This is a genomic window from Bacillus sp. SH5-2, from assembly GCF_008368905.1.
In the GTDB taxonomy this organism is placed as follows: Bacteria; Bacillota; Bacilli; order Bacillales; family Bacillaceae_G; genus Bacillus_A; species Bacillus_A luti.
Genome location: NZ_QOSD01000023.1, coordinates 51,937 through 74,946 on the forward strand (window position 1 = coordinate 51,937; position 23,010 = coordinate 74,946).

Consider the following 23,010-nt stretch of genomic DNA (forward strand, 5'->3'; position numbering starts at 1 on the left):
GTAAAAGAGAAATCTATTGGTTTTAGGATTGAAATTATGGTCTGTTTTATTCAATAGTATTCAGTATCTAAAATAAAATTATAGAGGTGTTTCTTATGACTAATATCGTAAAAATTAGAGCCAGTGTATTTATTCCAATGTCTTGGACTGAAGCTAAGAAGGATATGGAAACAGGACAAGTAATTCAATTTGAAGGTGATTCACGTGAATTTACACCACATGCGGTAAATACGATGCGCTCTAGAGTAGAGCAAGAGGTAGTAGTTGATTTTTATAAAGAAGAAGTGTTTTCATATGCGAACACGGGTATTACGACAGAGAAGGTTACAAGTTCAGGTGGTTCTGTGAATAAAAGAACAGGAAAAGCGAGTGCAGAAAATATTGTGTGTACTGATATCGCATGGAATTCCGATGGTGTACAATTCAAAATGAGTGCGAGTGCAAGCAATCCATTAAATGTATATGCACCTCCTGTGGATTATGTATTAAATGTCTGTGTGAAAAAGGATGGTAGTATCGATGTTCAAGGAGAGCATGATGGATTCCCTTGTTTTGAATTTTATAAGCAAGTAGATTTCGGTTCATTTGAAAAAATATATACACATGATTTTAGAGAAACTGGTGATACAGCGGCAGCGCTAGGCGGGAACATGGATTATAGTTTTACAAAGAGATTATAGGAAGTATGACAATGGAACGATGGGTTGTTTCATTCGTAAAGAACTTGGAGATGTCTAAGTTCTTTTTTATTTGTTTCAAATTTGTGAAAGAAAGACATATATATTGAAAATGATTTTTGTATATTTTATTATATACCCATACGGGTATAAGTTTTCGTTTTTGATACATTGAGAAAATAAATAACACGGAGGTTTAAAATATGTCTAGAAAAATAGTTGTAGTAGGTGGAGTTGCCGGCGGCGCATCAGTAGCTGCAAGGCTTCGTCGTTTAAGTGAAGAAGATGAAATTATTATGGTTGAGCGCGGTGAATATATTTCATTTGCAAATTGTGGATTACCATATTATATTGGCGGTGTCATTACAGAAAGACAAAAATTATTAGTACAAACTGTTGAAAGAATGTCGAAGCGTTTTAATTTAGATATACGTGTATTGAGTGAGGTAGTAAAGATTAATAAAGAAGAGAAAACAATTACTATAAAGAATGTAACGACAAATGAAACATATAACGAGGAATATGATATTTTAATTCTTTCACCAGGGGCGAAACCAATTGTTCCACCTATTCCAGGTATTGAAGAAGCAAAGGCGTTGTTTACGTTACGAAATGTACCTGATACAGATCGTATTAAAGCGTATATTGATGAGAAGAAACCACGTCATGCGACGGTTATTGGTGGCGGATTTATTGGAGTGGAAATGGTTGAAAACTTAAGAGAACGTGGAATAGGTGTTACTCTTGTAGAGATGGCAAATCAAGTGATGCCACCAATCGATTATGAAATGGCAGCATATGTGCATGAGCATATGAAAAATCACAATGTTGAGCTTGTTTTTGAAGATGGTGTAGATGCATTAGAAGAGAGCGGGACTGTTGTACGTTTAAAAAGGGGTTCAATTATAGAGACAGATATGATTATTTTAGCAATTGGTGTACAACCAGAGAGTAGTTTAGCGAAAGATGCAGGGTTAGCTTTAGGAGTTAGAGGAACGATAAAAGTAAATGAAAAATTTCAAACATCGGATCCACATATATATGCAATTGGTGATGCGATTGAAGTGAAAGATTTTGTTACAGAAACAGAAACGATGATTCCTTTAGCGTGGCCAGCTAATCGTCAAGGTCGCATGTTAGCAGATATTATTCATGGTCATACTGATTCTTTATATAAAGGTACGATGGGAACTTCTGTAGCTAAAGTTTTTGATTTAACAGTTGCTTCGACGGGAGTAAATGAGAAAATATTAAAACGATTAAATATACCCTATGAGGTAGTACATGTACAGGCAAATTCGCATGCTGGATACTATCCGAATGCTACGCCAGTGCTAATAAAATTAATTTTTAATAAAGAAAGCGGAAAAATTTACGGGGCACAGGCGTTAGGACGTGACGGTGTTGATAAGCGTATCGATGTTATTGCAACGGCAATAAAAGCAAATTTAACTGTAATTGATTTGCCAGATTTAGAATTATCATACGCACCGCCATATTCTTCCGCGAAAGATCCAGTAAACATGGTGGGGTATGCCGCAAGTAATATAGTAGATGGTTTTGTGGAAACGGTACAATGGCATGAAATAGATCATATTGTTGAAAATGGTGGATATCTGATTGATGTTCGAGAGCCTAATGAACTAAAACAGGGAATGATCAAAGGTTCTATTAATATTCCTTTAGATGAATTACGTGATCGTTTGGATGAAGTGCCAGTGGATAAAGAAATATATATTACTTGTCAACTCGGTATGAGAGGATACGTTGCAGCACGCATGTTAATGGAAAAAGGATATAAGGTAAAGAATGTAGATGGTGGTTTTAAATTGTACGGTACAGTATTACCAGACCGTATTTTATATTGATATTTTTTCATCTTCCACTTCAAAATTTGGTGGAAGATGAAAGCCTATAGATTAAGGTTTCACTTTATGTTCTGCGAATATATAAGGTGAAAATTAAAAATAGGGGTTTACAAAATACCCTATAGGGTATAATATATTGTCATAAGTTATAAATGGTGACATAATGGTAATGAGGTGATTATAGAATGGAATATAATCAAGACATGAAAAATAGATTAAAACGTATTGAAGGGCAAGTTCGTGGTGTGCTTCGTATGATGGAAGAAGGAAAAGATTGCCGAGAGGTTATTACACAGTTAACGGCATCTCGTTCTGCACTTGATCGTACAATTGGACTTGTTGTTGGAACAAATTTAGAGCAATGTTTGCGTGAACAGTTTGAAAGTGGTAATGGTTCAAATGAAGAGTTAATTAAAGAAGCTGTTCAACTACTTGTTAAAAGCCGATAATCTGTCAAACATAAGTGTTGACAGATTTTCAAAAAAATTTTAATATACCCCTATAGGTATATGTATATGTATATGAATTATGGAGGAATCGACTATGAGTATAAAAGTGGATATGAGTTTAGATTGTAAAGAGTTGGCTTGTCCGATGCCGATTGTGAAAACGAAGAAGGCGATAGAAGGATTGTCGTCAGGACAAGTGATTGAAATTGAGGCAACAGATAAAGGGTCTACAGTAGATATACAAAGCTGGGCAAATAAAGTAGGGCATCAATATATCGGGACGAAACAAGAGGGCGATATTTTGATGCATTACGTTAGAAAAGCACATGAGCATGAAGTGAATGAAGTAGCAAAGTATCCTCATACAATTACGAATACGGAGTTGGAAGAGATATTATTAAGTGGTGAAGAGTGTATTGTATTAGATGTTCGAGAAGCAGCGGAATTCGCTTTTGGTCATATTCCATCGGCCATTTCGGTGCCGTTAGGAGAGTTAGACAGTGCAGCTTTAGATCAGACGAAGCAAATTTATGTTGTTTGCCGAACTGGTAACCGTAGTGATGTAGCTTGCCACATGTTGAAAGAGAAAGGTTATACAAATGTGAAAAATGTCATTTCAGGTATGTTAGAGTGGCAAGGGAATGTGAAAAAATAAAATTTTTTAAATTAAAATATACCTATGGGGGTAATGAAATGGGTGTTAAACCGTTACAAGCGAAAGATGTTGCAGAGAAAGTTTTATTCGGAGAGTTGTTTATTTTAGATGTACGTAATGAGAAGGATTATGAAGATTGGAAGATTGAAGGAAAAGAAATTGCTTCAATGAATGTGCCGTACTTTGATTTATTAGAGGGTGTAGAGCATATTGTAAGTGAATTACCTAAAGATAAAGATGTTTTAGTAGTATGTGCAAAAGAAGGGTCTTCTATATTTGTAGCAGAGCAGTTAACAGAAGCTGGATTAGAAAATATTTATTATTTAGCTGGTGGTATGAGGGCTTGGAGTGAATATGTAAAGCCTATAAAAGTTGGAGATTTAAAAAATGGCGGAAGTATGTATCAGTTTAACCGCCTTGGAAAAGGTTGTTTATCTTATATGGTCGTTTCAAACGGTGAAGCTGCAGTTATTGATGCGGTAAGAACGATTGAAGCATATGAGGAGTTTGCGAAAGAGCATGGCGTTACCATTACGAATGTAATGGATACACATTTACATGCAGACCATATTTCTGGAGGACGTAAGTTAGCTGAAAAAGTAGGTGGTACGTATTGGTTACCGCCAAAAGATGCGGAGGAAGTTGTTTTCTCGTATGAGCCACTTGTAGAAGGAGTCGTTATTACGGTGGGGGGTACTAAAATTGAAATCGACGCATTATACTCACCAGGTCATACGATTGGAAGTACATCATTTATTGTAGATGATTCCTATTTATTATCAGGCGATATTTTATTTGTAGATTCAATCGGGCGTCCGGACCTTGCTGGGAAGGCTGAAGATTGGGTAAGTGATTTACGTAATACTTTGTATAGCCGATATAAAGAACTATCTCAAAGTTTAATTGTATTACCGGCTCATTATTCAAAAATAAGTGAAATGAACGAAAGTGGTATTGTTAGTGCAAAATTAAAAGATTTATTTGAGCATAATGCAGGATTAAATATTGAGGATGAGGGAGAGTTCCGTAAAGTTGTAACAGAGAATTTACCACCTCAACCGAATGCATATCAAGAAATTCGTCAAACAAATATGGGGCAATTAAACCCAAATCAAGACGAAGAGCGTGAAATGGAGATTGGTCCAAACCGTTGTGCTGTTCATAATTAATTCGGTTTCAAATGAAATAAAAACAGGAGGTATATGAAATGAATGCCAAGCAAGTATTAGATGTAAAAGGATTAGCGTGTCCAATGCCAATTGTAAAAACAAAGAAGGCGATGGAAGCATTACAATCAGGAGAAGTGTTAGAAGTACACGCAACAGATAAAGGTGCGATTAAAGATATTCCAGCATGGTCACAAACAGGTGGTCATGAAGTGTTAAAGCATACAGAAGAAAAAGGCGAATTAAAGTTCTGGATTAAGAAGGCTTAATTATAAAAACAGGAGGTATATGAGATGAATGTAAAGCAAGTATTAGATGTAAAAGGATTAGCGTGTCCAATGCCAATTGTAAAAACAAAGAAGGCAATGGAAGTATTACAATCAGGAGAAGTGTTAGAAGTACACATAACAGATAAAGGTGCGGTTAAAGATATTCCAGCATGGTCACAAACAGGCGGTCATGAAGTGTTAAAACACACGGAAGAAGATGGTGAATTAAAGTTCTGGATCAAGAAAGCATAGCATTTCAATAATAAGCGGAGGATTACATCATCTGCTTATTATTGAAAGTAAAGAGGATAATCATATATGTTTTATATAATTATACCCCTAATAGTATTGGTACTGGGAAGTTTAGTAAAACGTTACATTCCAGTGTTAAATGTTGCATATATTTCGTTAGAACAAGTAAGGAAAATTGAAAGTGTTATTGTAGATGTACGAAATTATACAGAGAGTCACAGTGATAACACTTCTAGAATTATGTGTATACCATATGCGTATTTAAAACGGTATTATCATGAAATACCAAATAAGCCTTTGCATCTTATTGTTCATAATAAAGTGGATCGGAATTTAAGTATCCGCTTTTTAAGAAAGAAAGGGTTCCATATTCAAAGTTATAGTATATATTTGGATAGGAAAAAAGTATAGAAGGAGTTTGAATAGCCTTATGGATGTGAAGACAATATTGAATGTAATCTTAATTGTACTTGTATCGTGGTTTATTATTTCTCGATTCTTACCAGCTAGAGGAGTAAAAAATATTTCAGGAAAAGAATTAAAACGTATGATGGGACAAAATAATAAACAATTTATTGATGTGCGGACAGCTGGTGAATATAGAGGGAACAATATTAAAGGATTTCGGAATATCCCATTAAATGAACTAGCTAATAAGGTGCAACAATTAGATAAACATAAAGAAGTTATTGTTCTTTGTCAAAGTGGAATGAGAAGTAAACAGGCAGCGAAAATGCTAAAAAAATTAGGATTCCAACATATTACAAATGTGTCGGGCGGGATGAATGGTTTGTGAGGAGGAAATTTAAAATGAAAGAAATGACAGCAAAAGAATTAGAAGGAAAATTGTTACGTAAAGAAGCAGTAAATATCGTAGACGTACGTGAAGTAGAAGAAGTAGCTGAAGGGAAAATTCCAGAAGCGTGTAACATTCCACTAGGACTGTTAGAATTTCGTATGCATGAGTTGGATAAAAAGAAAGAATATATTATCGTTTGTCGCTCTGGCGGAAGAAGTGCAAGAGCCGTTCAGTTTTTAGAAAGTTACGGTTTTCAAGTGATTAATATGGTAGGTGGTATGTTAGCTTGGGAAGGTAAAGTAGAATAGGGCGAAAATAAACGATTTTTTATAACAATCAAAATACCCCTATAGGTAATTGAGAGGAGAACAACATGGAACAACAGAAAAAAACAACAATTGTTTTATTTAGTGGAGATTATGATAAAGCGATGGCTGCTTATATTATTGCAAATGGTGCAGCGGCGTATGATCAAGAGGTAACTATTTTTCATACTTTTTGGGGATTAAATGCTTTAAGGAAAGATGAACATGTGAAGGTAAAGAAAACTTTCATCGAAAAAGTATTTGGAAAAATGATGCCACGCGGTGCTGATAAGATGGGATTATCGAAAATGAATTTTGCAGGTATGGGACCAAAGATGATTAAAGGTATTATGAAAAAACATAATGCGATGCCTTTGCCAGATTTAATAGATTTGGCGAAAGAACAGGGGATTAAACTTGTAGCTTGTCAAATGACAGTAGATTTATTAGGGTTAAAAGAGGAAGAGATTATGGAAGGGGTAGAGTTTGCAGGAGTAGGAGCTTATTTAGCAGATGCTTCGGACGGGAATGTAAACTTATTCATTTAAATGACCTTCTTTTTAGAAGGCGGGGGATATAAGATGAGTTTAGTCGTATTACTTTTTATAATTGGGTTTATAGGATCATTTATATCAGGAATGGTTGGAATTGGTGGTGCGATTATTAATTATCCAATGATCTTATACATTCCGGTATTGCTAGGATTTACTGGATATACGTCACATGAAGTGAGCGGTATTACAGCAGTACAAGTATTCTTTGCAACTTTTGCAGGCGCATGGGCATATCGAAAGAATAAGGATATGGATAAAACGTTAGTTGTGTACATGGGGGCTAGTATACTAATAGGAAGTTTCATAGGGAGTTTTGGTGCTAATGTATTAGAGGAACACACAGTCAATGTTGTGTATACACTGTTAGCTACGATTGCAGCTGTGATGATGTTTATACCGAAAAAAAATAACAGCGAAGTAGTGAAATATAATAAATGGTTAGCGAGTTTGTTAGCGTTTATTGTAGGCGGAGCATCAGGCATTATAGGAGCTGGAGGTTCTTTCTTATTAGTTCCAATTATGCTAGTCATTTTAAATTTACCGCTACGGATGACGATTGCAACATCAATTGCAGTCACATTTATTTCTTCAATAGGAATTACGACAGGGAAAGTGATGACGGGACAAGTAGTGGTAATTCCAGCTCTTATTATTGCGATTGCTAGCATCTTTGCTGCGCCGCTTGGAGCAAGAGTTGGGAAGAGGATGAATCAAAAAGTACTGCAATATATGTTATCGATATTAATTGTAGCTACTGCTGTTAAGATGTGGATGGATATGATATCGAAATAAAAGGATGGTGCTGCTTGCAGACCATCCTTTTGTTTATTTCACTATTTACGAGCAGTAAAACTCTCACTGATTAAAGTTTCACTCTATGCCCAAATAACTTTCATTAATTTTTTATATTCTTCGTTTGCTAACTTATATAGCATTCTCGTGTGTTCAAAGACAAGTGCTGGATTAAAGTTTGGTTCTGAGAATGCAAGAGATGTTGAAATATCAATTGCATTTTGCTTATTTAGTGTGAATTTTGCGAATCGATAAGATGTGTTTAATTCATTGATGACATGTAAAATGTCATTTGTTGATGTTGCATCAGGTACATGAGCAACATTAAAGCAGTATATGTCCACAGTAGGGTTTTCGCTGTCAAAAGCAGCGATAAGTTGAATTTTTGCGCCAGCTTCTGTTTCTAATCCTACTGCAAAATGTACAGAACCATCATTTTCATCTATATTTTCTTCCATGAATATATCATTTGATTTTAGGTAGTCTTTAAAATCTGAAATGTTATGTTTTACTGCAGCTTTCATATGTATGTGCCCCCTGGTAATTGGAATAGATTGCTATCATTTATTATAATTTAAAAATATTAAAAAAGATAGTTAGAAAGTTCTGATTTTTAATTTGGATGAATAAAAAAGAAGCAAGGCTCTACCTCCATAGAGTCTTGCTTCTTTTTTTATTCATTGTCATTAGACGATGTTTCTGTATCTTCACTATTATTATTATTTTTTTCTACTTCATTGCTACTTGATTCGCGTTCACTCGTATTTTCAGACTTAGATTCTTTTGTTTTCTCTGAACTTGTTTTTTTCGAATCAGAGTCAGTTTTCGTATAGGCAGGTAGTCCAAGGTGAGTACGAAGTTCGTTCGTAACCTTGGCTAATTCTTTTTTATCTGGATTGTAGTAATAGGTGCGTCCGCCACCAGGAGATTTGCTACATGTATCATCACCTTTTTCCATATAGCAGTCATCACCTTGAATTTGTAATTTCTCAATTGAAGAATCCACTCCATATTTATAGAATGAAAGCATATCATCGAATGTTAAGTTTGTAACGAATTGTCCGTTAATATCATCAATGATGTTACCGACTTTTGTTACAGATCCAACGTCTGTTAGTTTCTTTAAAATCGCTTCAATAACGAGTTGCTGACGTTGTCCACGCATTGCATCACTATCGATGTGTCGTGTTCTAGCAAGAGCAAGAGCCTCTTCGCCATTTAATTTTTGAACACCTTTTTTCAGGTGAATTGCCTCCGCATTATCATTGCTATCCTGCTCAGTAAATTCAACTGGTACATCAACTTCAATACCGCCTAAGTCATCGACAATTTTTATAAATGATTTAAAGTTGAATTTTACAAAGTAATCGACAGGAACATTCATTAATTTTTCAACTGCATCAATGCTTGCTTGTGGTCCACCGTTTTTGCCGTTTTTAGCAGAACCGTATGCATGAGCGTGTGTTATTTTATCTTTCTTCTTTTCAACTGGAATATAAGTATATGTGTCTCGTGGAATACTTAATAGTTTTACAGTTTTGCTATCTTTATTAAACGTTGCAAGTAATAGTGCATCCGTTCTTATAGCTTCACCATATTCTTTTCCTCGGACATCGCTTTCATCAACACCCATTATTAAGACAGAGACATTGTTCGTAATAGGTTTTACAGCTTTGTCACGTAAATCAGATTTATCACCGCGTGCTAAATCGTGTGCGGCATTTCGAACAGCAGAAGATGCTTTATTTACTAAAAACCAAGTATAACCGCCACCTACTAGTAAAAAGAATAGAATAACGCTTATAATAATTTTTGTTTTTTTCTTACTTTTTTTCGGTGTACTGCGTGTATTTTCTTGCAAAGATGGGTTTTGCTCCATTTCTTGTACTCCTTCATTTGGATTGAAATACGACACTCATATCCACTTATTATAATGAAATTTGACGAAAAAAAACATTACAAATCATTTACATTTCGTAAAAATTCAATATATTTATAAAAAGTTAGATTTTCTATATTTTATTTTTGAGATGTAGAATAAGTATAAGTTGTTTTAGTAGAAATGAAAATATGTATTGTGAGAAAGTGAGAGAGAAGTAAGATTTGTTGAAATATAGCCAAGAAGAAACGAGTAGCTGTACGTATATTTTCTATATAATAAAGAAGAATTTTACGGATAAAGGAGAATGAACATAATGAATCATACATCATTCCGAGCAATCGTTGTGAACGAAATGGGAAATCATCAGTTTGAAAGAAAAGTTGTTGAGAGAGAAGTAAGTAGTTTACCAGAGGGAGATGTGTTAATACGGGTTCATTATTCTTCCTTAAATTATAAAGACGCCCTTTCAGCTACTGGAAATAAAGGTGTTACGAGAACGTATCCTCATACGCCAGGAATTGATGCAGCAGGAGTGGTTGTGAGTAGTGAAGATGAAACCATTAAGGTAGGAGATCAAGTCATTGTAACGGGATATGATTTAGGTATGAATACTTCTGGTGGTTTCGGTGAATATATTCGCGTGCCAGCATCTTGGGTCATTCCTTTACGAGAAGGAATGTCATTAAAGGAAAGTATGATGTACGGGACAGCAGGTTTTACAGCTGCTTTATCAGTATATAAGCTTATTAGAGCAGGAATAACGCCTAGTACGGGAGATGTTTTAGTAACGGGTGCTACAGGCGGCGTAGGTAGTGTAGCTGTTAGTATTTTGAGTAAGTTAGGATTTAACGTAGTAGGAGCGACAGGGAAAATGGAAGAAGAAGAGATGCTACTGCGTCTAGGAGCGAAAAAGGTGATTCACCGTGCGGAATTGAATGATGAATCAGGAAGGCCGATGCTTAAAGGGATATACGCTGGGGTTATTGATACTGCAGGCGGAAAGATGCTCGAAACAGCGTTGAAATTGGTACGATATGATGGTTGTGTAACGACATGTGGGAATGTAGCAGGGCATGAGTTACATACAACGGTATATCCATTCATATTACGAGGAGTTAGCCTTTTAGGAATAGATTCTGTTCAATGTCCAGTGGATGTGAGAAGAGAAGTGTGGGCGCTATTAGCGACGGAGTGGAAAAATTTAAAGTTAGCGTCTTATACAGAAGAATGTACATTAGAAGAGTTAGATGGGAAATTTGCACTTATATTGCAAGGGAAGATAAAAGGAAGAACAGTTGTAAAAATGAAATAAAAAAGAGACGCGTAATGTAGCGTCTCTTTTTCTTCATTATAATGATTGTTTTAAATTGATCTTTCCTTGTTCGCCTAAAACACCGTCAGCGATATTTACAGCGTGATCACCGATACGCTCTAAGTTACTTACCATATCAACGAAGATAATACTTGCATCGCCAGAACAGCTGCGTTCGTTTAGACGTAATACGTGACGTTTACGAAGAACACGTTCCATTTGGTCGATTTTACGTTCTTTTGCGATAACCGTTTGAGCTAGTTCAGTATCGAAGTTTGTTAAAGCTTCAACTGCGTCTTGTAATGTTGAAATTGTTAATTCAAGCATTTCATTTAGTTCAGCTAATGCTTCACCTGATAGTGAAACACGGTTTGAAATTTGGAAATCTACAAGTTCTACAAGGTTTTCTACATGATCACCGACACGTTCAATATCTCCAACAACACCTGCTAAAACAGAATGTTTTTCAGAGTCTGTTGGTGAAAGTGGTTTTTCTGATAGTAAAACTAAATACTCGGTAATTTTTTTATCTAAATTGTTAATAGCTCCTTCTAGTTGAGTAGCCATGTTCGCGTGTTTTTTGTCTTGTGTATTTAAAAAGTGATTTGCTTCTTTTAATCCATGTAATGAAAACTCAGCCATACGAATAATTTCTTTTTGAGCTTCTGTTAAAGCAATAGCTGGAGATTGTTCAATAAAGATTGGGTTTAAATGTTGCGGTTTGAAATCAATAGCAGCATCTTCTCCGCGAATAATCTTTGTTACAATCCATGCTAATACTGCAATGAAAGGGAATTGAATAATAGTATTTGTTACGTTAAACGTTCCATGTGCAAATGCAATGGTCATTTCTGGATTTAAGTTTAATGACGTTTGGAAATATTGAATTAAACTTGTAAATGGTACTAATAAAATCGTAAAGATAATTGTACCGATAATATTAAAGATAACGTGAACTAATGCTGCACGTCTTGCTGCAATTGAAGTACCGATTGCTGCTAATACTGCTGTAATTGTTGTACCGATGTTATCACCGAATAATACAGGAAGGGCAGCTTGTAAATCGATTGCACCTTGACCGAATAGTTCTTGTAAAATACCGATTGTTGCACTTGAGCTTTGTACAATTAAAGTGAAGACTGTACCGACAACAATACCTAAAATTGGGTTGTCACTCATGCTAACCATTAATTCTTGGAATGACTCTAAAGAACGAAGAGGTTTCATACCTGCGCTCATTAATTCTAAACCGAAGAATAACATACCAAAACCGAATACAACTTGACCTATAGAATGTACTTTTTTATTTTTAAAGAAGAATAGTAAGATTGCTCCAACTGCCATAATTGGGAGAGCGTATTCTCCGATTTTAATTCCGATAATAAATGCAGTAACTGTTGTACCGATGTTCGCGCCCATAATAACACCAATTGCTTGTCTTAATGTCATAAATCCGGCACTTACAAGTCCGACTGTTAAAGCGGTTGTTCCTGAACTTGATTGGATTAATACAGTAACTAACATACCTGCTAGTACGCCCATAAGTGGGTTTGTTGTAAAACGATCTAGAATATCGCGAAGACGATCTCCAGCTGCTTGTTGCAGTCCATCGCCCATGTATTTAATCCCGAATAAGAAAATACCTAATCCACCAATGAACTGGAAGATCATATCTTGAATATTATATTCCACGCATTCCACTCCTTAAATTTCATGTACGATGTAATTATTAACTGAACCTTGAGTCACTGTAAACGGTTTGCTAGTAAAATTTACACTAAATTTACAAAGAGGTGAAAAGTTTACAATTCTTTAAAGAAATAGCTGTATTTTATTGGTTTCCTTGTTTGGAAACCGATATTTTTATTAAGAAGTCACATTTATCACACTATTTAAGGATAGTAAAAATAGGAGAACTAGACTATCCAAATTGGGTATGCTAGGTAAAGTTTCAATTTATTTATAATGGTTCATTACATATTTTTGGATTAAAATTAGAAAAATATGTAGGGGAAATGGGGAGGTTTGAAATGAAAATAAAAACGATTGAATGATTTTAAACCGTCTTTTTTGAAGTGCTTACAACAATAAAAAAAGAGCAATTCGTATATGAATTTGCCCTGTTTTTTTATGTGAAAAAAGTTTGAGTACTTCGTATAATAAAAATTGTGCGCAGTGTGCTTCTTGAATTCTGTTATTTGCGTACAATCCTGATGAGGGTTGCTAACAAGAGAGTTTCACTTTAGTAGGAGTTATCGTTATGCTTTACATTTATGACGACATTTCCCTTTTTGTGCCCTTTTTCAACATATATATGAGCTTCAACAATTTCCTCAAAATTATATTGTCTATCGATGATCACTTTTATCTTACCGTTCTCAACAAGTTCTTTAAGGAAGTTTAGTGCTTCCGAAGTTTCTGGTGCGTTTTGACCTAATATTAGTTTCTTGCGACTCGTCAATTTCGTCCATAGCATTTGAGCACTTGGTAGTGGCTCGACGATATTTATATAAGTACCGTCTTCTTTTAATAATTTCACACAATCTGAAAATGTACTTTTATTTACAGCTTCAAAGATAACATCATAAGCTCCGTCTATAGTAGAAAAATCGCTTGCGGTGTAATCAATTACTTCGTCAGCTCCTAGGGACTTTACCCATTCTAAATTTGAGCTACTGCACAATCCTGTCACTGTCGCACCGAAATATTTGGAAATCTGCACTGCATAACTGCCGACACTTCCAGAAGCTCCGTAAATAAGAACGTTTTGGCCGTTTTGAATGTTGGCTTTTCTAAGGAAAAACAAGGCTGTACGTGCTCCGATTGGAAGGGCTGCGGCTTCTTCATAGGTTATATTGGAGGGCTTCACGCATACTGGTCCATCTTCGGGTAGACAAATATATTCAGCATAAGAACCAAAATTTGTTTGGGTAGCAGCGAAAACTGGATCTCCTACTTTAAAACGCGTAACGTCTTTTCCTACTGATTCAACTTCACCAGAGAATTCCATTCCTAGTATTTGTTTTTTCGGATGTTTGAAGCCAAGCGTAATTCGAGCGGGTATCCAAACTGAAGAGGGAACAGTAAAACTTCTTGAGCGAATATCTCCAGCTGTTACGGTTGTCGCTTTTATTTTTACAAGTATTTCGTTTTCTTTAGGACTAGGTTTTTCTACCTCTTTCAATTGAAGAACGTCGGGGGGACCGTATTTTGTGTACACTATTGCCTTCATCAACATTTCCTCCAATTCGTTCTATATATTAATATCATACGAACAACAGGAATAAATAGAACAATGGTTCACCTTTCAATACAATGCAAAAAGCAGTGTGATTTTTGGGGAAATCCACTGCTTTTTGCATTTGTATATATAATTTTTTTAGTCTAAGTACTTTGAAATAGAGCGAGTTAACATTATCCAACGGCTTTTTTGTTTATTTTACCTTTCTGTTTTTGTTTCCGTAAGCTTGTGATGTAAATGAACAGGAAAGCAATAAGTAACAAAGAGGAGTAACGATATACAGTTGCATAGTTTGTAAAATGTGCAATGAATCCAAAAATAATTGCTCCAGCGCCAATTCCAAGGTCAAATGCTGAGAAGAATGTAGCTGTTGCGACTCCTCGTCGGTGTGGTGCTACGCGGTCAATCATCCATGCTTGTAGCGCAGGTTGAATCGCCCCAAAACCACTTCCGTAACATGCTGCTGCAATAATTAAGCTTGGAATTGTAGTCGTATAGGACAATAAAATAATACCTGTAAACGTTATAATAACTCCTGGAATAATGACGAATGCATGGCCTTTCGCATCATATAGTTTTCCAGAAAATGGACGAGTTACAGCGATTGCCAGTGCGTTAAATAAAAAGAAGAGACTAATATCAGCAATGCCAACTTCGGTAGCGAATAGTGTGATAAAACTTCCGATTCCCCCGTACATTAATGTAATACATAATATTAATAATGAAGGAAGTAAAGCTTTGCGCTCAATAAATCCATCGAGAAAAGTACTAGATGATTGCTGCGGTGGTTGTTTCGTTTTTTTTATTTGAAGTAGTTTCGTTAATATTAATGAAGCTATTGTGCATGAAAGTGCACATAAAAAAAGAACGGTGAAGTTATATGTTTGCATAAGCCATAGTCCGATTAATGGACCGAGCGCCATTGCAATTGTTCCAGAAAGGCCGAAATATCCCATGCCTTCTCCTCGGCGAGCTGCTGGAATTAAATCAGAAACGACAGTTCCATATGTAGTCGTTGTAATACCAAATCCAGCGCCGTGTAAAATACGAACGGCTAATAAGAGAAAAACGGTCGAGGCGAAAAGGTAACTGCCCATAGCAAGTAAACAAATAGCAGTACCGATTATTAAAATGATTTTTTTATTGAATTTCTGCAAGGCGTTTCCAGTTAGCGGTCTAACAAAAAGTGCCGCCACGGTAAACATACCGACAACAAATCCGATATTGGAACTTGTGCCACCAATTTCTTTCACATAAACAGGTAAAGTCGGAATTAACATTTGAAACCCTAAAAACATACATAAGTTTGCAAAAATTAAAGCAACAAATTCTTTTGTCCATAACGGTTCTCGTTTTACGAGTATTGCTTCTCCCATATATTCATCCCCTATATAAAATTTTCCCGCTATTCACGGGCAGTAAAACTCCCACCTCAAAATCCGGCTAGAGCAAAGAAGTTAGGTGGGAAATCAACTGCCCGTAAACGCCCGATTGGTTCAACTAATAATCAGTGGGGGATGAACAAAACCCCCGCTGATTAAAGTTTCACTTTATCTCTTTTCTTTCGAGTATATGTATTGGTCAACGTAACAGTCAAGGAAGGTGTCTTGAAAACGGATAACAATTTTTAAAACGAAAAAACTGACAAATTTGTGTAAAAGCTACACAATTATAAAAAAAAGATGTAAAGTATAGATGTATATACCGGTAGTTGTTATGAAGGATAGAAACTGTTTTTTCTTTAAAGAAAGCGGATTCAAAAAAGTAGTGAATGAGAAGGGGAAATATACTTTTTCGCTACATATATTTGAAAAGGTTTACAAAACGATGAAGAAAGAGGCGTGTACATATGAGACGATTAGGTATTTCTATTTATCCAGAACATTCAACAGTGGAGAAAGATAAGGAGTATTTAACATTAGCAAGTAAATACGGATTTACTCGTGTATTCACATGTTTATTATCTGTAGATGGGGAAAAAGAAAAAATTATAGAAGAGTTTAAAGAAACGATTTCTCATGCAAATGCATTAGGGTTTCAAGTGTTAGTTGATATTAGTCCATCTGTTTTTGAACAACTTGGTATTTCATATAATGATTTATCGTTCTTCCATGAACTAGGTGCGTACGGCATTCGTTTAGATGTTGGATTCTCTGGTTTAGAAGAATCCATTATGACGTACAACCCGTATGGATTAAAAATCGAAATTAATATGAGCAACGGTACGAAATATGTAGATAACATTATGAGCCATAGACCAAATCGTGAAAATTTAATTGGTTGTCATAACTTTTATCCGCACCGTTATTCAGGATTATCATACGATCATTTCATTAAATGCTCGAAACAATTCAAAGATTACGGCATGAGAACAGCTGCATTCATTTCATCATTTGATGCAACATATGGGCCTTGGCCAGTAACAGAAGGATTATGTACGTTAGAGCAGCATCGTGAATTACCGATGACAACACAGGCGAAGCATTTATTTGCGACAGAATTAATTGATGACGTGATTATTGCGAATGCGTATGCATCAGAAGAAGAATTACAAGCACTAGGTGCATTAAATAAAGAGAAACAAACATTTGATATAGGACTATATGATACAACGACAGAACTAGAAAGAATTATCGTATTAGACGAACCTCATTTTTATCGCGGAGATGTATCTGAATATATGATTCGTTCTACACAAAGCCGTGTGAAATATAAAAAAGAAGAATTTAAACCTCATAATACGCGTGAAATTAAGCGTGGCGATCTTTTAATTGATAATGAGCAATATGGTCAGTATAAAGGTGAATTACAAATTGCGCTAAAAGATATGGTGAATACAGGAAAAACAAATGTAGTTGGCCGAATTGTGGAAGAAGAAATTTTCTTATTAGATTATTTACAAGCATGGGATAAATTTGGATTTACATTAAAGAAATAGAGAGAATATAAAGGGGGAAAACTACTGATTTCAGCAGCTTTTCCCCCTTTATATACAAAGAGCGAGAGGAAGAGCTATGGCAAAGGTGCATCAGCGATTAATTTCTATTTTAGAGGAGTTTTTAGAAGAGAAATCGATGTTAAATCGAGCTTTTTTAGCGAGCCGTTTACATGTATCAACAAAGACGATTCAAAAGGATATAAAATTATTAAATGATATATTGAGAGAACACGGAGCGGAAATTGAATCACAAAGAGGAAATGGATACGAACTAGAAATTATACAAGCGAAGAAATTTGAAGATTTTTGCATGAGTGTATTTCAAAAACAAACGGAACAAATACCAACGTCTTATGAAGAGAGAGTAACTTATATTTTGCAGCGTGTGTTAACGACAGATGGGTATGTGAAGCTTTCACAGTTAGCAGAAGAAATTTATGTGAGTAAATCAACGGTAAACTTAATTATGAAAGATGTTACCGATATTTGTAGTCGCTATCAATTACAAATTGAAAAGAGACCGTATTATGGTATACGTATTGTTGGCGAAGAGTTTAATATTCGTTCTTGTTTATCACAATATGGTTTGCTGCGTTATGAGCATACTCCGTTTCATGAGCAATTTGAGGAGGAGGATACATATTTATCGTTACCTCACAGATCACTCATCCGTTCAGTTATATTAAAGTATATTGAGGGAGGGACGATATATTTATCAGATATAGAAATTGATAATTTAGTCATTCACATTGCAATTGTATTAAAGCGTTGTGAGGATCAGCATTATATGAATGCACTAAACGCAGAACAATCGGAGCTTATCATAAAGAAAGAATATACAATTGCGAAACAAATTCTAGGGGATTTAGAGAAAGAGCTGAAACTTTCCTTTCCAGAAGAAGAAGTTTTATATGTAACGATGCATTTATTAAGTACGACTGTTGCAACGAGAGATCACTATGAAAATGTAGAAGAACTAGTAGGGAAAGATATATATGCGCTTATGCAGCATATTCTTTTTAAAGTAGCGGAAGAACGGAATCTTATTTTTTATTACGATGAAGAGTTATTATTTGGATTTGGTGTTCATTTAAAAACGTTATTAAACCGTTTGAAATATAATTTAAATACGAGAAATCCTCTTTTGGCAGAAGTGAAAAAGAATTATCCGTATGCTTTTGAAATTGCGGTTCTTGTTGGAGATATAATTGGGGAATATACGGGTGAATCGATTCCGGAAAGTGAAATTGGTTATATTGCGATTCACTTCGGCGGAGCGATGAGCCGTTCACAGGAACAGAATCAAAAGAAAAGATGTTTATTAGTTTGTGCGACCGGTCAAGGTAGTGCGCAGCTATTGAAATATAAGGTTTTATCACAATTTCGAGATAAACTGGATATTGTAGGGATTACAGGGTATTATCAATTGAAAGTAGAAGATCTGTATAGAGATAAAATTGATTGTATTATTAGTACGATTCATATTCCAAGTGGCTTGCCTGTTCCAGTTATTAAGGTAAACTCAATATTTGATGAAAAAGAGATAAAATCGATTGGTAAGTATTTATTTACACATGTGAATGACAGTGTGCAACAATATATTAAGGAAGATTTGCTATTTTTGAATCATAGTGCTTCTACGAAAGAAGAAGTTATCCAGTTTTTATGTGAGAAAGCTGCTGAGAAAAACTATGTGCCAGCAAACTTTTATGATTCTGTTATGGAGAGAGAAAATACATCTCCGACAGCAGTTGGGAATTTAGTTGCGATTCCTCATCCGATGCAATTATTAAGTGAGGAAACATTTTTGATGTTTTGTACACTTGATAAGGCCGTTGATTGGGGAGATAAAAAAGTACAAGTGATTATTTTATTTAGTGTGAAGCGCAATAATAATGAAGATTTACAACGACTTTATGATTTTTTATATGATATTATGTCTAGTCAGAGTACGATAGAGAAATTAACTCAGGCTGAAGGAATGGAAGAGTTTCAAGAAATATTATTATCTGTATAAGAAAAGTATATAAAAACTTCCGTTACATAACGGAAGTTTTTTATGTTTAAATGAATGCGTTTTCATAATAAGATGAAAATATAGAAAAAACATAGCTTGGGGGAATTTAAAATGACTGATATGCAAACTCCATTTGCATTAATTTTACATGGTGGCAACGCAAGAAGCGCTGCGCTTGAGGCAATAGCTTTTGCAAGACAAGGAGATTTTGAGAATGCGAGTGAAAAGATGGAACTTGCTAGTGAGGAAATTTCAGCAGCTCATCGTATTCAAACGGATTTAATACAAGAAGAGGCAAGAGGAAATCATGCAGAAATCAGTTTATTATTAGTGCATGCACAAGATCATTTAATGAATGCAATTACAGTGAAGGAACTTGCTGAAGAATTTATTACTCTTCATAAACGAGTGGAAGAGAAAGTGACAGTGTAATATGTATATTTTATTATGTTGTGCAGCCGGCATGTCAACGAGTATGGTCGTAAGAAGAATGCAAGAAGAGGCAAAGAAACAAGGGAAGAATTATAAAATTAAAGCAGTAGATTCAGAACTTGTGAAACTGGAAATTAAGGAAGCTGATGTCGTTTTAATCGGTCCGCAAGTGAAATATTTATTTCCAGCTGTAGAGTTTCTTGCGAAGTCATACAATATACCAGTTGCAATTATAGAGCAACGAGATTATGGCATGTGTGATGGTTTGAAAGTACTTAAACAAGCAGAACAATTAGTTTTAGTATAATTATATTTTTTTAAACATAAACATTATAATGTTATAACTTTATTTCGTTCTTTCATTAAAAAAAGAAAGAGGAGGGGTATTGATGAATGGGTTTATGAGTTTTATGGAACAAAAGATTATGCCAACAACACAAAAGATTGCAGGACAACGACATTTATTAGCAATTCGAAACGGGGTTATTTCTACATTGCCGTTAACGATTGTCGGATCATTTTTCGTTATCTTTTTAAACTTACCAATTGATGCATATATGGAGTGGATTGCACCATTTCGCCATATTTTAGATATTCCATTCCGATTTACAGTAGGGCTAATGGCATTATACGCAGCATTTGGGGTAGGGGCCTCACTCGCGAATTTTTATCAGCTCAATCAATTAAGTGCAGGATTATTATCTGTACTCGCCTTTTTACTAGCATCAGTTGAACCAATTCAAATTACGAAAGCTGTACCAGGTGTTATTGATGCAGGTAGATATATTTCAGTAGGAACATTAAGTGCAACATCTCTATTCGGCGCAATTGTTACAGCATTAATTGCAGTAGAAATTTATCATTTTATGATTAAGCATAATATTTCAATTAAATTGCCAGATAGTGTACCACCAGCAGTTTCAAATTCGTTTGCAGCACTAATTCCGACGTTAGTAGTTATTCTTTTATTCTGGGGTATTCGTTACGGTTTGAAATTCGATTTAAATACTACAATCACATATTTAATCGGGCCATTAAAGTCAGTATTAGTAGGAAATAATTTATTCGGCGGTCTATTAACAGTATTCTTAATTGTGTTCTTCTGGTCATTCGGTATTCATGGTCCAGCGATTTTAGGACCAATTATCCGTCCAATGTGGGATTCAGCGATTCTTGAAAATATGGAAGTATTCACGGCTACAGGAAATGCACATCAGTTACCAAACTTATTTACAGAGCAATTTATCCAATGGTTCGTATGGATTGGTGGATCAGGATCAACGCTAGCTTTAGTTATTATGTTTATGTTCTCTAAATCTAAGTTCCTAAAAGAATTAGGTAGATTATCATTCGTACCAGGTTTATTCAATATTAACGAACCGATTATTTTCGGAGCACCAATTGTAATGAACCCAGTTTTAATTATCCCGTTCGTAATTACACCGCTAGTGACAACGACGGTATCATATTTCGCAGTTGTTTCAGGTATGATTCCAATGATGATGGCGAAATTGCCATTTACGATGTTAGCGCCGATTGCAGCAGTTATTAGTACAGACTGGACAATTATGGCTGGTGTACTTGTACTTGTTAACTTTGTTATCTCATTCGTTATTTACTATCCATTCTTCAAAATATATGAGAAACAACAATTAGCAGGAGAGGAGAAAACAGAATGCTCGGAGCAATTATCATCTTAATTACATTCGTAGCGGGACAGTGTATTGCGCATTATTCAAAATGGGTACAAAGTAAATCTTTATTAGTTTTACTACTCGTATCAATTGTATTTATCGGTAGTTCAATGGGTGCATATGTAATGCTAAGCTTACAATCACCGTACGTTATCATTGTACCAACGATTTTATGTGCAACATGTTTATCTGCAAAATATAGATTTACGAGCATGGCATTAATACAACGTGTGAAGGAGATGCAAAAGCATGGAGCGTAAATTAGGAATTTCACTTTATCCAGAGCATTCAACGAAAGAAAAAGACATGGAATACATTTCGGCAGCGGCACGCCACGGTTTTTCAAGAATATTCACTTGTCTATTATCCGTGAATCGTCCGAAAGAAGAGATTGTAGCTGAATTTAAAGAAATTATTAATCATGCAAAAGATAACAATATGGAAGTTATTTTAGATGTAGCTCCAGCGGTGTTTGATCAGCTTGGTATTAGTTATAGTGATCTATCATTTTTCGCAGAGCTAGGCGCAGATGGTATTCGTTTAGATGTAGGATTTGACGGATTAACAGAAGCGAAAATGACGAATAATCCGTACGGCTTAAAAATTGAGCTAAACGTAAGTAATGATATTGCGTACTTAGAAAATATTCTTTCGCATCAAGCGAATAAGTCAGCTTTAATTGGTTGTCATAACTTCTATCCGCAAAAATTTACTGGCCTTCCGTATGACTATTTCATTCGCTGTAGTGAACGTTTTAAAAAGCACGGTATTCGCACGGCAGCCTTTATTACGTCACATGCAGCTGACATCGGTCCATGGGATATTAATGACGGATTATGTACGTTAGAACAACATCGTAACTTACCAATTGAAGTACAAGCGAAACATTTATGGGCAACAGGGCTAATCGATGATGTGATTATCGGAAATGCTTATGCGAGTGAAGAAGAGTTAGAGAAACTAGGAAACTTAAATCGTTACATGTTACAGCTGAAAGTACACTTTGTAGACGAAGCGACTGAAGTAGAGAAGAAAGCGACACTGCAAGAATTACATGTAAGACGCGGCGACATAACAGAATATATGGTACGTTCTACAGAAGTACGTAAAAAGTACAAAGACTATGACTTCCCAGTGCGCAAAAGTGTACTACAAGAAAGAGGGCAAGTTGTAATTGGTAACAACTCATTTGGCAAGTATAAAGGCGAACTACAAATCATTCTAAAAGAAATGCCGATAGATGAACGGAAAAATATTGTCGGTACAATTGCGGAAGAGGAGTTATTCTTATTAGATTACGTAGGAGCTTGGACACAGTTTACTTGTGTGGAATAGGGAAGGAGAGGATGCCACAGCATCCTCTTTTTTCTGTTGAAATGCTAGTCTATCGTATATAGAATGCAAAGAGATAGATTTCATTTGGACGGGAGAGAAGGAGATGGAAGAGTATATAGATGATTTATTAAGGCGGATGGCTGATGAAGAGACAGATATATGGCATCGCGCTTCGTTTTTTACATAAGTTTGTTGATTATGAAGAAGTTTTAAAGACGTTTGATAAAGTATATAAAAAACGAGGGAATTTATTTATGTCAGAGCGACAGTGGCTTCGGGAGCATATTAGTTACTTTCAAGAGAAAGAAAGAATATAAGAATCATATAAAAAAGAGTCAGCCTCAACAATGAGACTGACTCTTTTTTATATAGT

Annotated in this window: 25 protein-coding genes and 1 pseudogene; 21 read left to right on the top strand and 5 right to left on the bottom strand. The window is 35.3% G+C overall.

Annotated elements, in window-relative coordinates; translation table 11 throughout:
• Positions 1–95 precede the first annotated feature (95 nt).
• The 12 genes from DN410_RS20570 to DN410_RS20625 all read left to right on the top strand — a co-directional run bounded on the left by DN410_RS20570 (position 96) and on the right by DN410_RS20625 (position 7,786).
• On the top strand, positions 96–680 hold the full coding sequence (locus DN410_RS20570; protein ID WP_149177841.1) for a DUF3238 domain-containing protein: 585 nt from the start codon (positions 96–98) through the stop codon (positions 678–680).
• 200 nt (positions 681–880) lie between these two features.
• Positions 881–2,545, top strand: a complete 1,665-nt coding sequence (cdr, locus tag DN410_RS20575) for a CoA-disulfide reductase (protein WP_149177842.1) — start codon at positions 881–883, stop codon at positions 2,543–2,545.
• Positions 2,546–2,730: 185 nt separating this feature from the next.
• The gene (locus DN410_RS20580) at positions 2,731–2,994 is read left to right on the top strand and encodes a metal-sensitive transcriptional regulator (protein ID WP_000456206.1); all 264 of its coding nucleotides are present in this window, start codon (positions 2,731–2,733) and stop codon (positions 2,992–2,994) included.
• Between the two features lie 94 nt (positions 2,995–3,088).
• Positions 3,089–3,649: a sulfurtransferase TusA family protein gene (locus DN410_RS20585; RefSeq protein WP_149177843.1), complete on the top strand. Its 561-nt coding sequence runs from the start codon at positions 3,089–3,091 to the stop codon at positions 3,647–3,649.
• Positions 3,650–3,687: 38 nt separating this feature from the next.
• Positions 3,688–4,818, top strand: a complete 1,131-nt coding sequence (locus tag DN410_RS20590) for an MBL fold metallo-hydrolase (RefSeq protein WP_149177844.1) — start codon at positions 3,688–3,690, stop codon at positions 4,816–4,818.
• A 38-nt stretch (positions 4,819–4,856) separates the two neighbouring features.
• Positions 4,857–5,084, top strand: a complete 228-nt coding sequence (locus DN410_RS20595; RefSeq protein WP_071711560.1) for a sulfurtransferase TusA family protein — start codon at positions 4,857–4,859, stop codon at positions 5,082–5,084.
• A 24-nt stretch (positions 5,085–5,108) separates the two neighbouring features.
• Complete coding sequence (locus DN410_RS20600) at positions 5,109–5,336, top strand: sulfurtransferase TusA family protein (protein WP_071711561.1); 228 nt, start codon at positions 5,109–5,111, stop codon at positions 5,334–5,336.
• 66 nt (positions 5,337–5,402) lie between these two features.
• Complete coding sequence (locus DN410_RS28820) at positions 5,403–5,747, top strand: sulfurtransferase (RefSeq protein WP_071711562.1); 345 nt, start codon at positions 5,403–5,405, stop codon at positions 5,745–5,747.
• A gap of 19 nt (positions 5,748–5,766) precedes the next feature.
• Positions 5,767–6,132 carry a rhodanese-like domain-containing protein gene (locus DN410_RS20610; protein ID WP_149177845.1) on the top strand — a complete coding sequence of 122 codons (366 nt, stop codon included), beginning with the start codon at positions 5,767–5,769 and terminating at the stop codon, positions 6,130–6,132.
• Positions 6,133–6,146: 14 nt separating this feature from the next.
• Positions 6,147–6,443: a rhodanese-like domain-containing protein gene (locus DN410_RS20615; protein WP_149177846.1), complete on the top strand. Its 297-nt coding sequence runs from the start codon at positions 6,147–6,149 to the stop codon at positions 6,441–6,443.
• A gap of 65 nt (positions 6,444–6,508) precedes the next feature.
• Positions 6,509–6,988 (top strand): DsrE/DsrF/DrsH-like family protein, encoded by a 480-nt coding sequence (locus DN410_RS20620; RefSeq protein WP_000437728.1) that lies wholly within the window; start codon positions 6,509–6,511, stop codon positions 6,986–6,988.
• Between the two features lie 33 nt (positions 6,989–7,021).
• On the top strand, positions 7,022–7,786 hold the full coding sequence (locus DN410_RS20625; RefSeq protein WP_149177847.1) for a sulfite exporter TauE/SafE family protein: 765 nt from the start codon (positions 7,022–7,024) through the stop codon (positions 7,784–7,786).
• Between the two features lie 83 nt (positions 7,787–7,869).
• On the opposite strand, the gene DN410_RS20630 is transcribed toward DN410_RS20625, so the two are convergent.
• Positions 7,870–8,310: a hypothetical protein gene (locus DN410_RS20630; protein WP_149177848.1), complete on the bottom strand. Its 441-nt coding sequence runs from the start codon at positions 8,308–8,310 to the stop codon at positions 7,870–7,872.
• 149 nt (positions 8,311–8,459) lie between these two features.
• Positions 8,460–9,665 carry an LCP family protein gene (locus tag DN410_RS20635; RefSeq protein WP_149177849.1) on the bottom strand — a complete coding sequence of 402 codons (1,206 nt, stop codon included), beginning with the start codon at positions 9,663–9,665 and terminating at the stop codon, positions 8,460–8,462.
• Between the two features lie 316 nt (positions 9,666–9,981).
• Here DN410_RS20635 and DN410_RS20640 point away from each other — a divergent pair, with 316 nt between their 5' ends.
• Positions 9,982–10,980 carry a YhdH/YhfP family quinone oxidoreductase gene (locus DN410_RS20640; protein ID WP_149177850.1) on the top strand — a complete coding sequence of 333 codons (999 nt, stop codon included), beginning with the start codon at positions 9,982–9,984 and terminating at the stop codon, positions 10,978–10,980.
• Positions 10,981–11,016: 36 nt separating this feature from the next.
• On the opposite strand, the gene DN410_RS20645 is transcribed toward DN410_RS20640, so the two are convergent.
• From DN410_RS20645 to DN410_RS20655, 3 genes are all read right to left on the bottom strand, one after another.
• A complete protein-coding gene (locus tag DN410_RS20645; protein ID WP_149177851.1) occupies positions 11,017–12,672 on the bottom strand; it encodes a Na/Pi cotransporter family protein in 1,656 nt (551 codons plus the stop codon).
• Positions 12,673–13,222: 550 nt separating this feature from the next.
• Positions 13,223–14,212: an NAD(P)-dependent alcohol dehydrogenase gene (locus DN410_RS20650; RefSeq protein ID WP_149177852.1), complete on the bottom strand. Its 990-nt coding sequence runs from the start codon at positions 14,210–14,212 to the stop codon at positions 13,223–13,225.
• A 182-nt stretch (positions 14,213–14,394) separates the two neighbouring features.
• On the bottom strand, positions 14,395–15,597 hold the full coding sequence (locus tag DN410_RS20655) for an MFS transporter (RefSeq protein ID WP_149177853.1): 1,203 nt from the start codon (positions 15,595–15,597) through the stop codon (positions 14,395–14,397).
• A gap of 473 nt (positions 15,598–16,070) precedes the next feature.
• Between DN410_RS20655 and DN410_RS20665 the strand changes: the two genes are divergently transcribed.
• The 8 genes and pseudogenes from DN410_RS20665 to DN410_RS20700 all read left to right on the top strand — a co-directional run.
• The gene (locus DN410_RS20665) at positions 16,071–17,159 is read left to right on the top strand and encodes a DUF871 domain-containing protein (RefSeq protein ID WP_149177854.1); all 1,089 of its coding nucleotides are present in this window, start codon (positions 16,071–16,073) and stop codon (positions 17,157–17,159) included.
• A 76-nt stretch (positions 17,160–17,235) separates the two neighbouring features.
• A complete protein-coding gene (locus tag DN410_RS20670; RefSeq protein ID WP_149177855.1) occupies positions 17,236–19,176 on the top strand; it encodes a BglG family transcription antiterminator in 1,941 nt (646 codons plus the stop codon).
• 111 nt (positions 19,177–19,287) lie between these two features.
• Positions 19,288–19,608: a PTS lactose/cellobiose transporter subunit IIA gene (locus DN410_RS20675; RefSeq protein ID WP_000131326.1), complete on the top strand. Its 321-nt coding sequence runs from the start codon at positions 19,288–19,290 to the stop codon at positions 19,606–19,608.
• A 1-nt stretch (position 19,609) separates the two neighbouring features.
• Entirely contained in the window at positions 19,610–19,915 is a 306-nt protein-coding gene (locus DN410_RS20680) for a PTS sugar transporter subunit IIB (RefSeq protein ID WP_149177856.1), read from the top strand.
• A gap of 82 nt (positions 19,916–19,997) precedes the next feature.
• A complete protein-coding gene (locus DN410_RS20685) occupies positions 19,998–21,308 on the top strand; it encodes a PTS sugar transporter subunit IIC (RefSeq protein WP_149177857.1) in 1,311 nt (436 codons plus the stop codon).
• Complete coding sequence (locus DN410_RS20690; protein WP_000900037.1) at positions 21,284–21,562, top strand: hypothetical protein; 279 nt, start codon at positions 21,284–21,286, stop codon at positions 21,560–21,562. Before DN410_RS20685 ends, DN410_RS20690 begins: the two co-directional genes overlap by 25 nt.
• Positions 21,552–22,637: a DUF871 domain-containing protein gene (locus tag DN410_RS20695; RefSeq protein ID WP_149177858.1), complete on the top strand. Its 1,086-nt coding sequence runs from the start codon at positions 21,552–21,554 to the stop codon at positions 22,635–22,637. Before DN410_RS20690 ends, DN410_RS20695 begins: the two co-directional genes overlap by 11 nt.
• A gap of 164 nt (positions 22,638–22,801) precedes the next feature.
• A pseudogene (locus DN410_RS20700) lies at positions 22,802–22,954 on the top strand (HEAT repeat domain-containing protein); the annotation flags it as partial.
• Positions 22,955–23,010 lie beyond the last annotated feature (56 nt).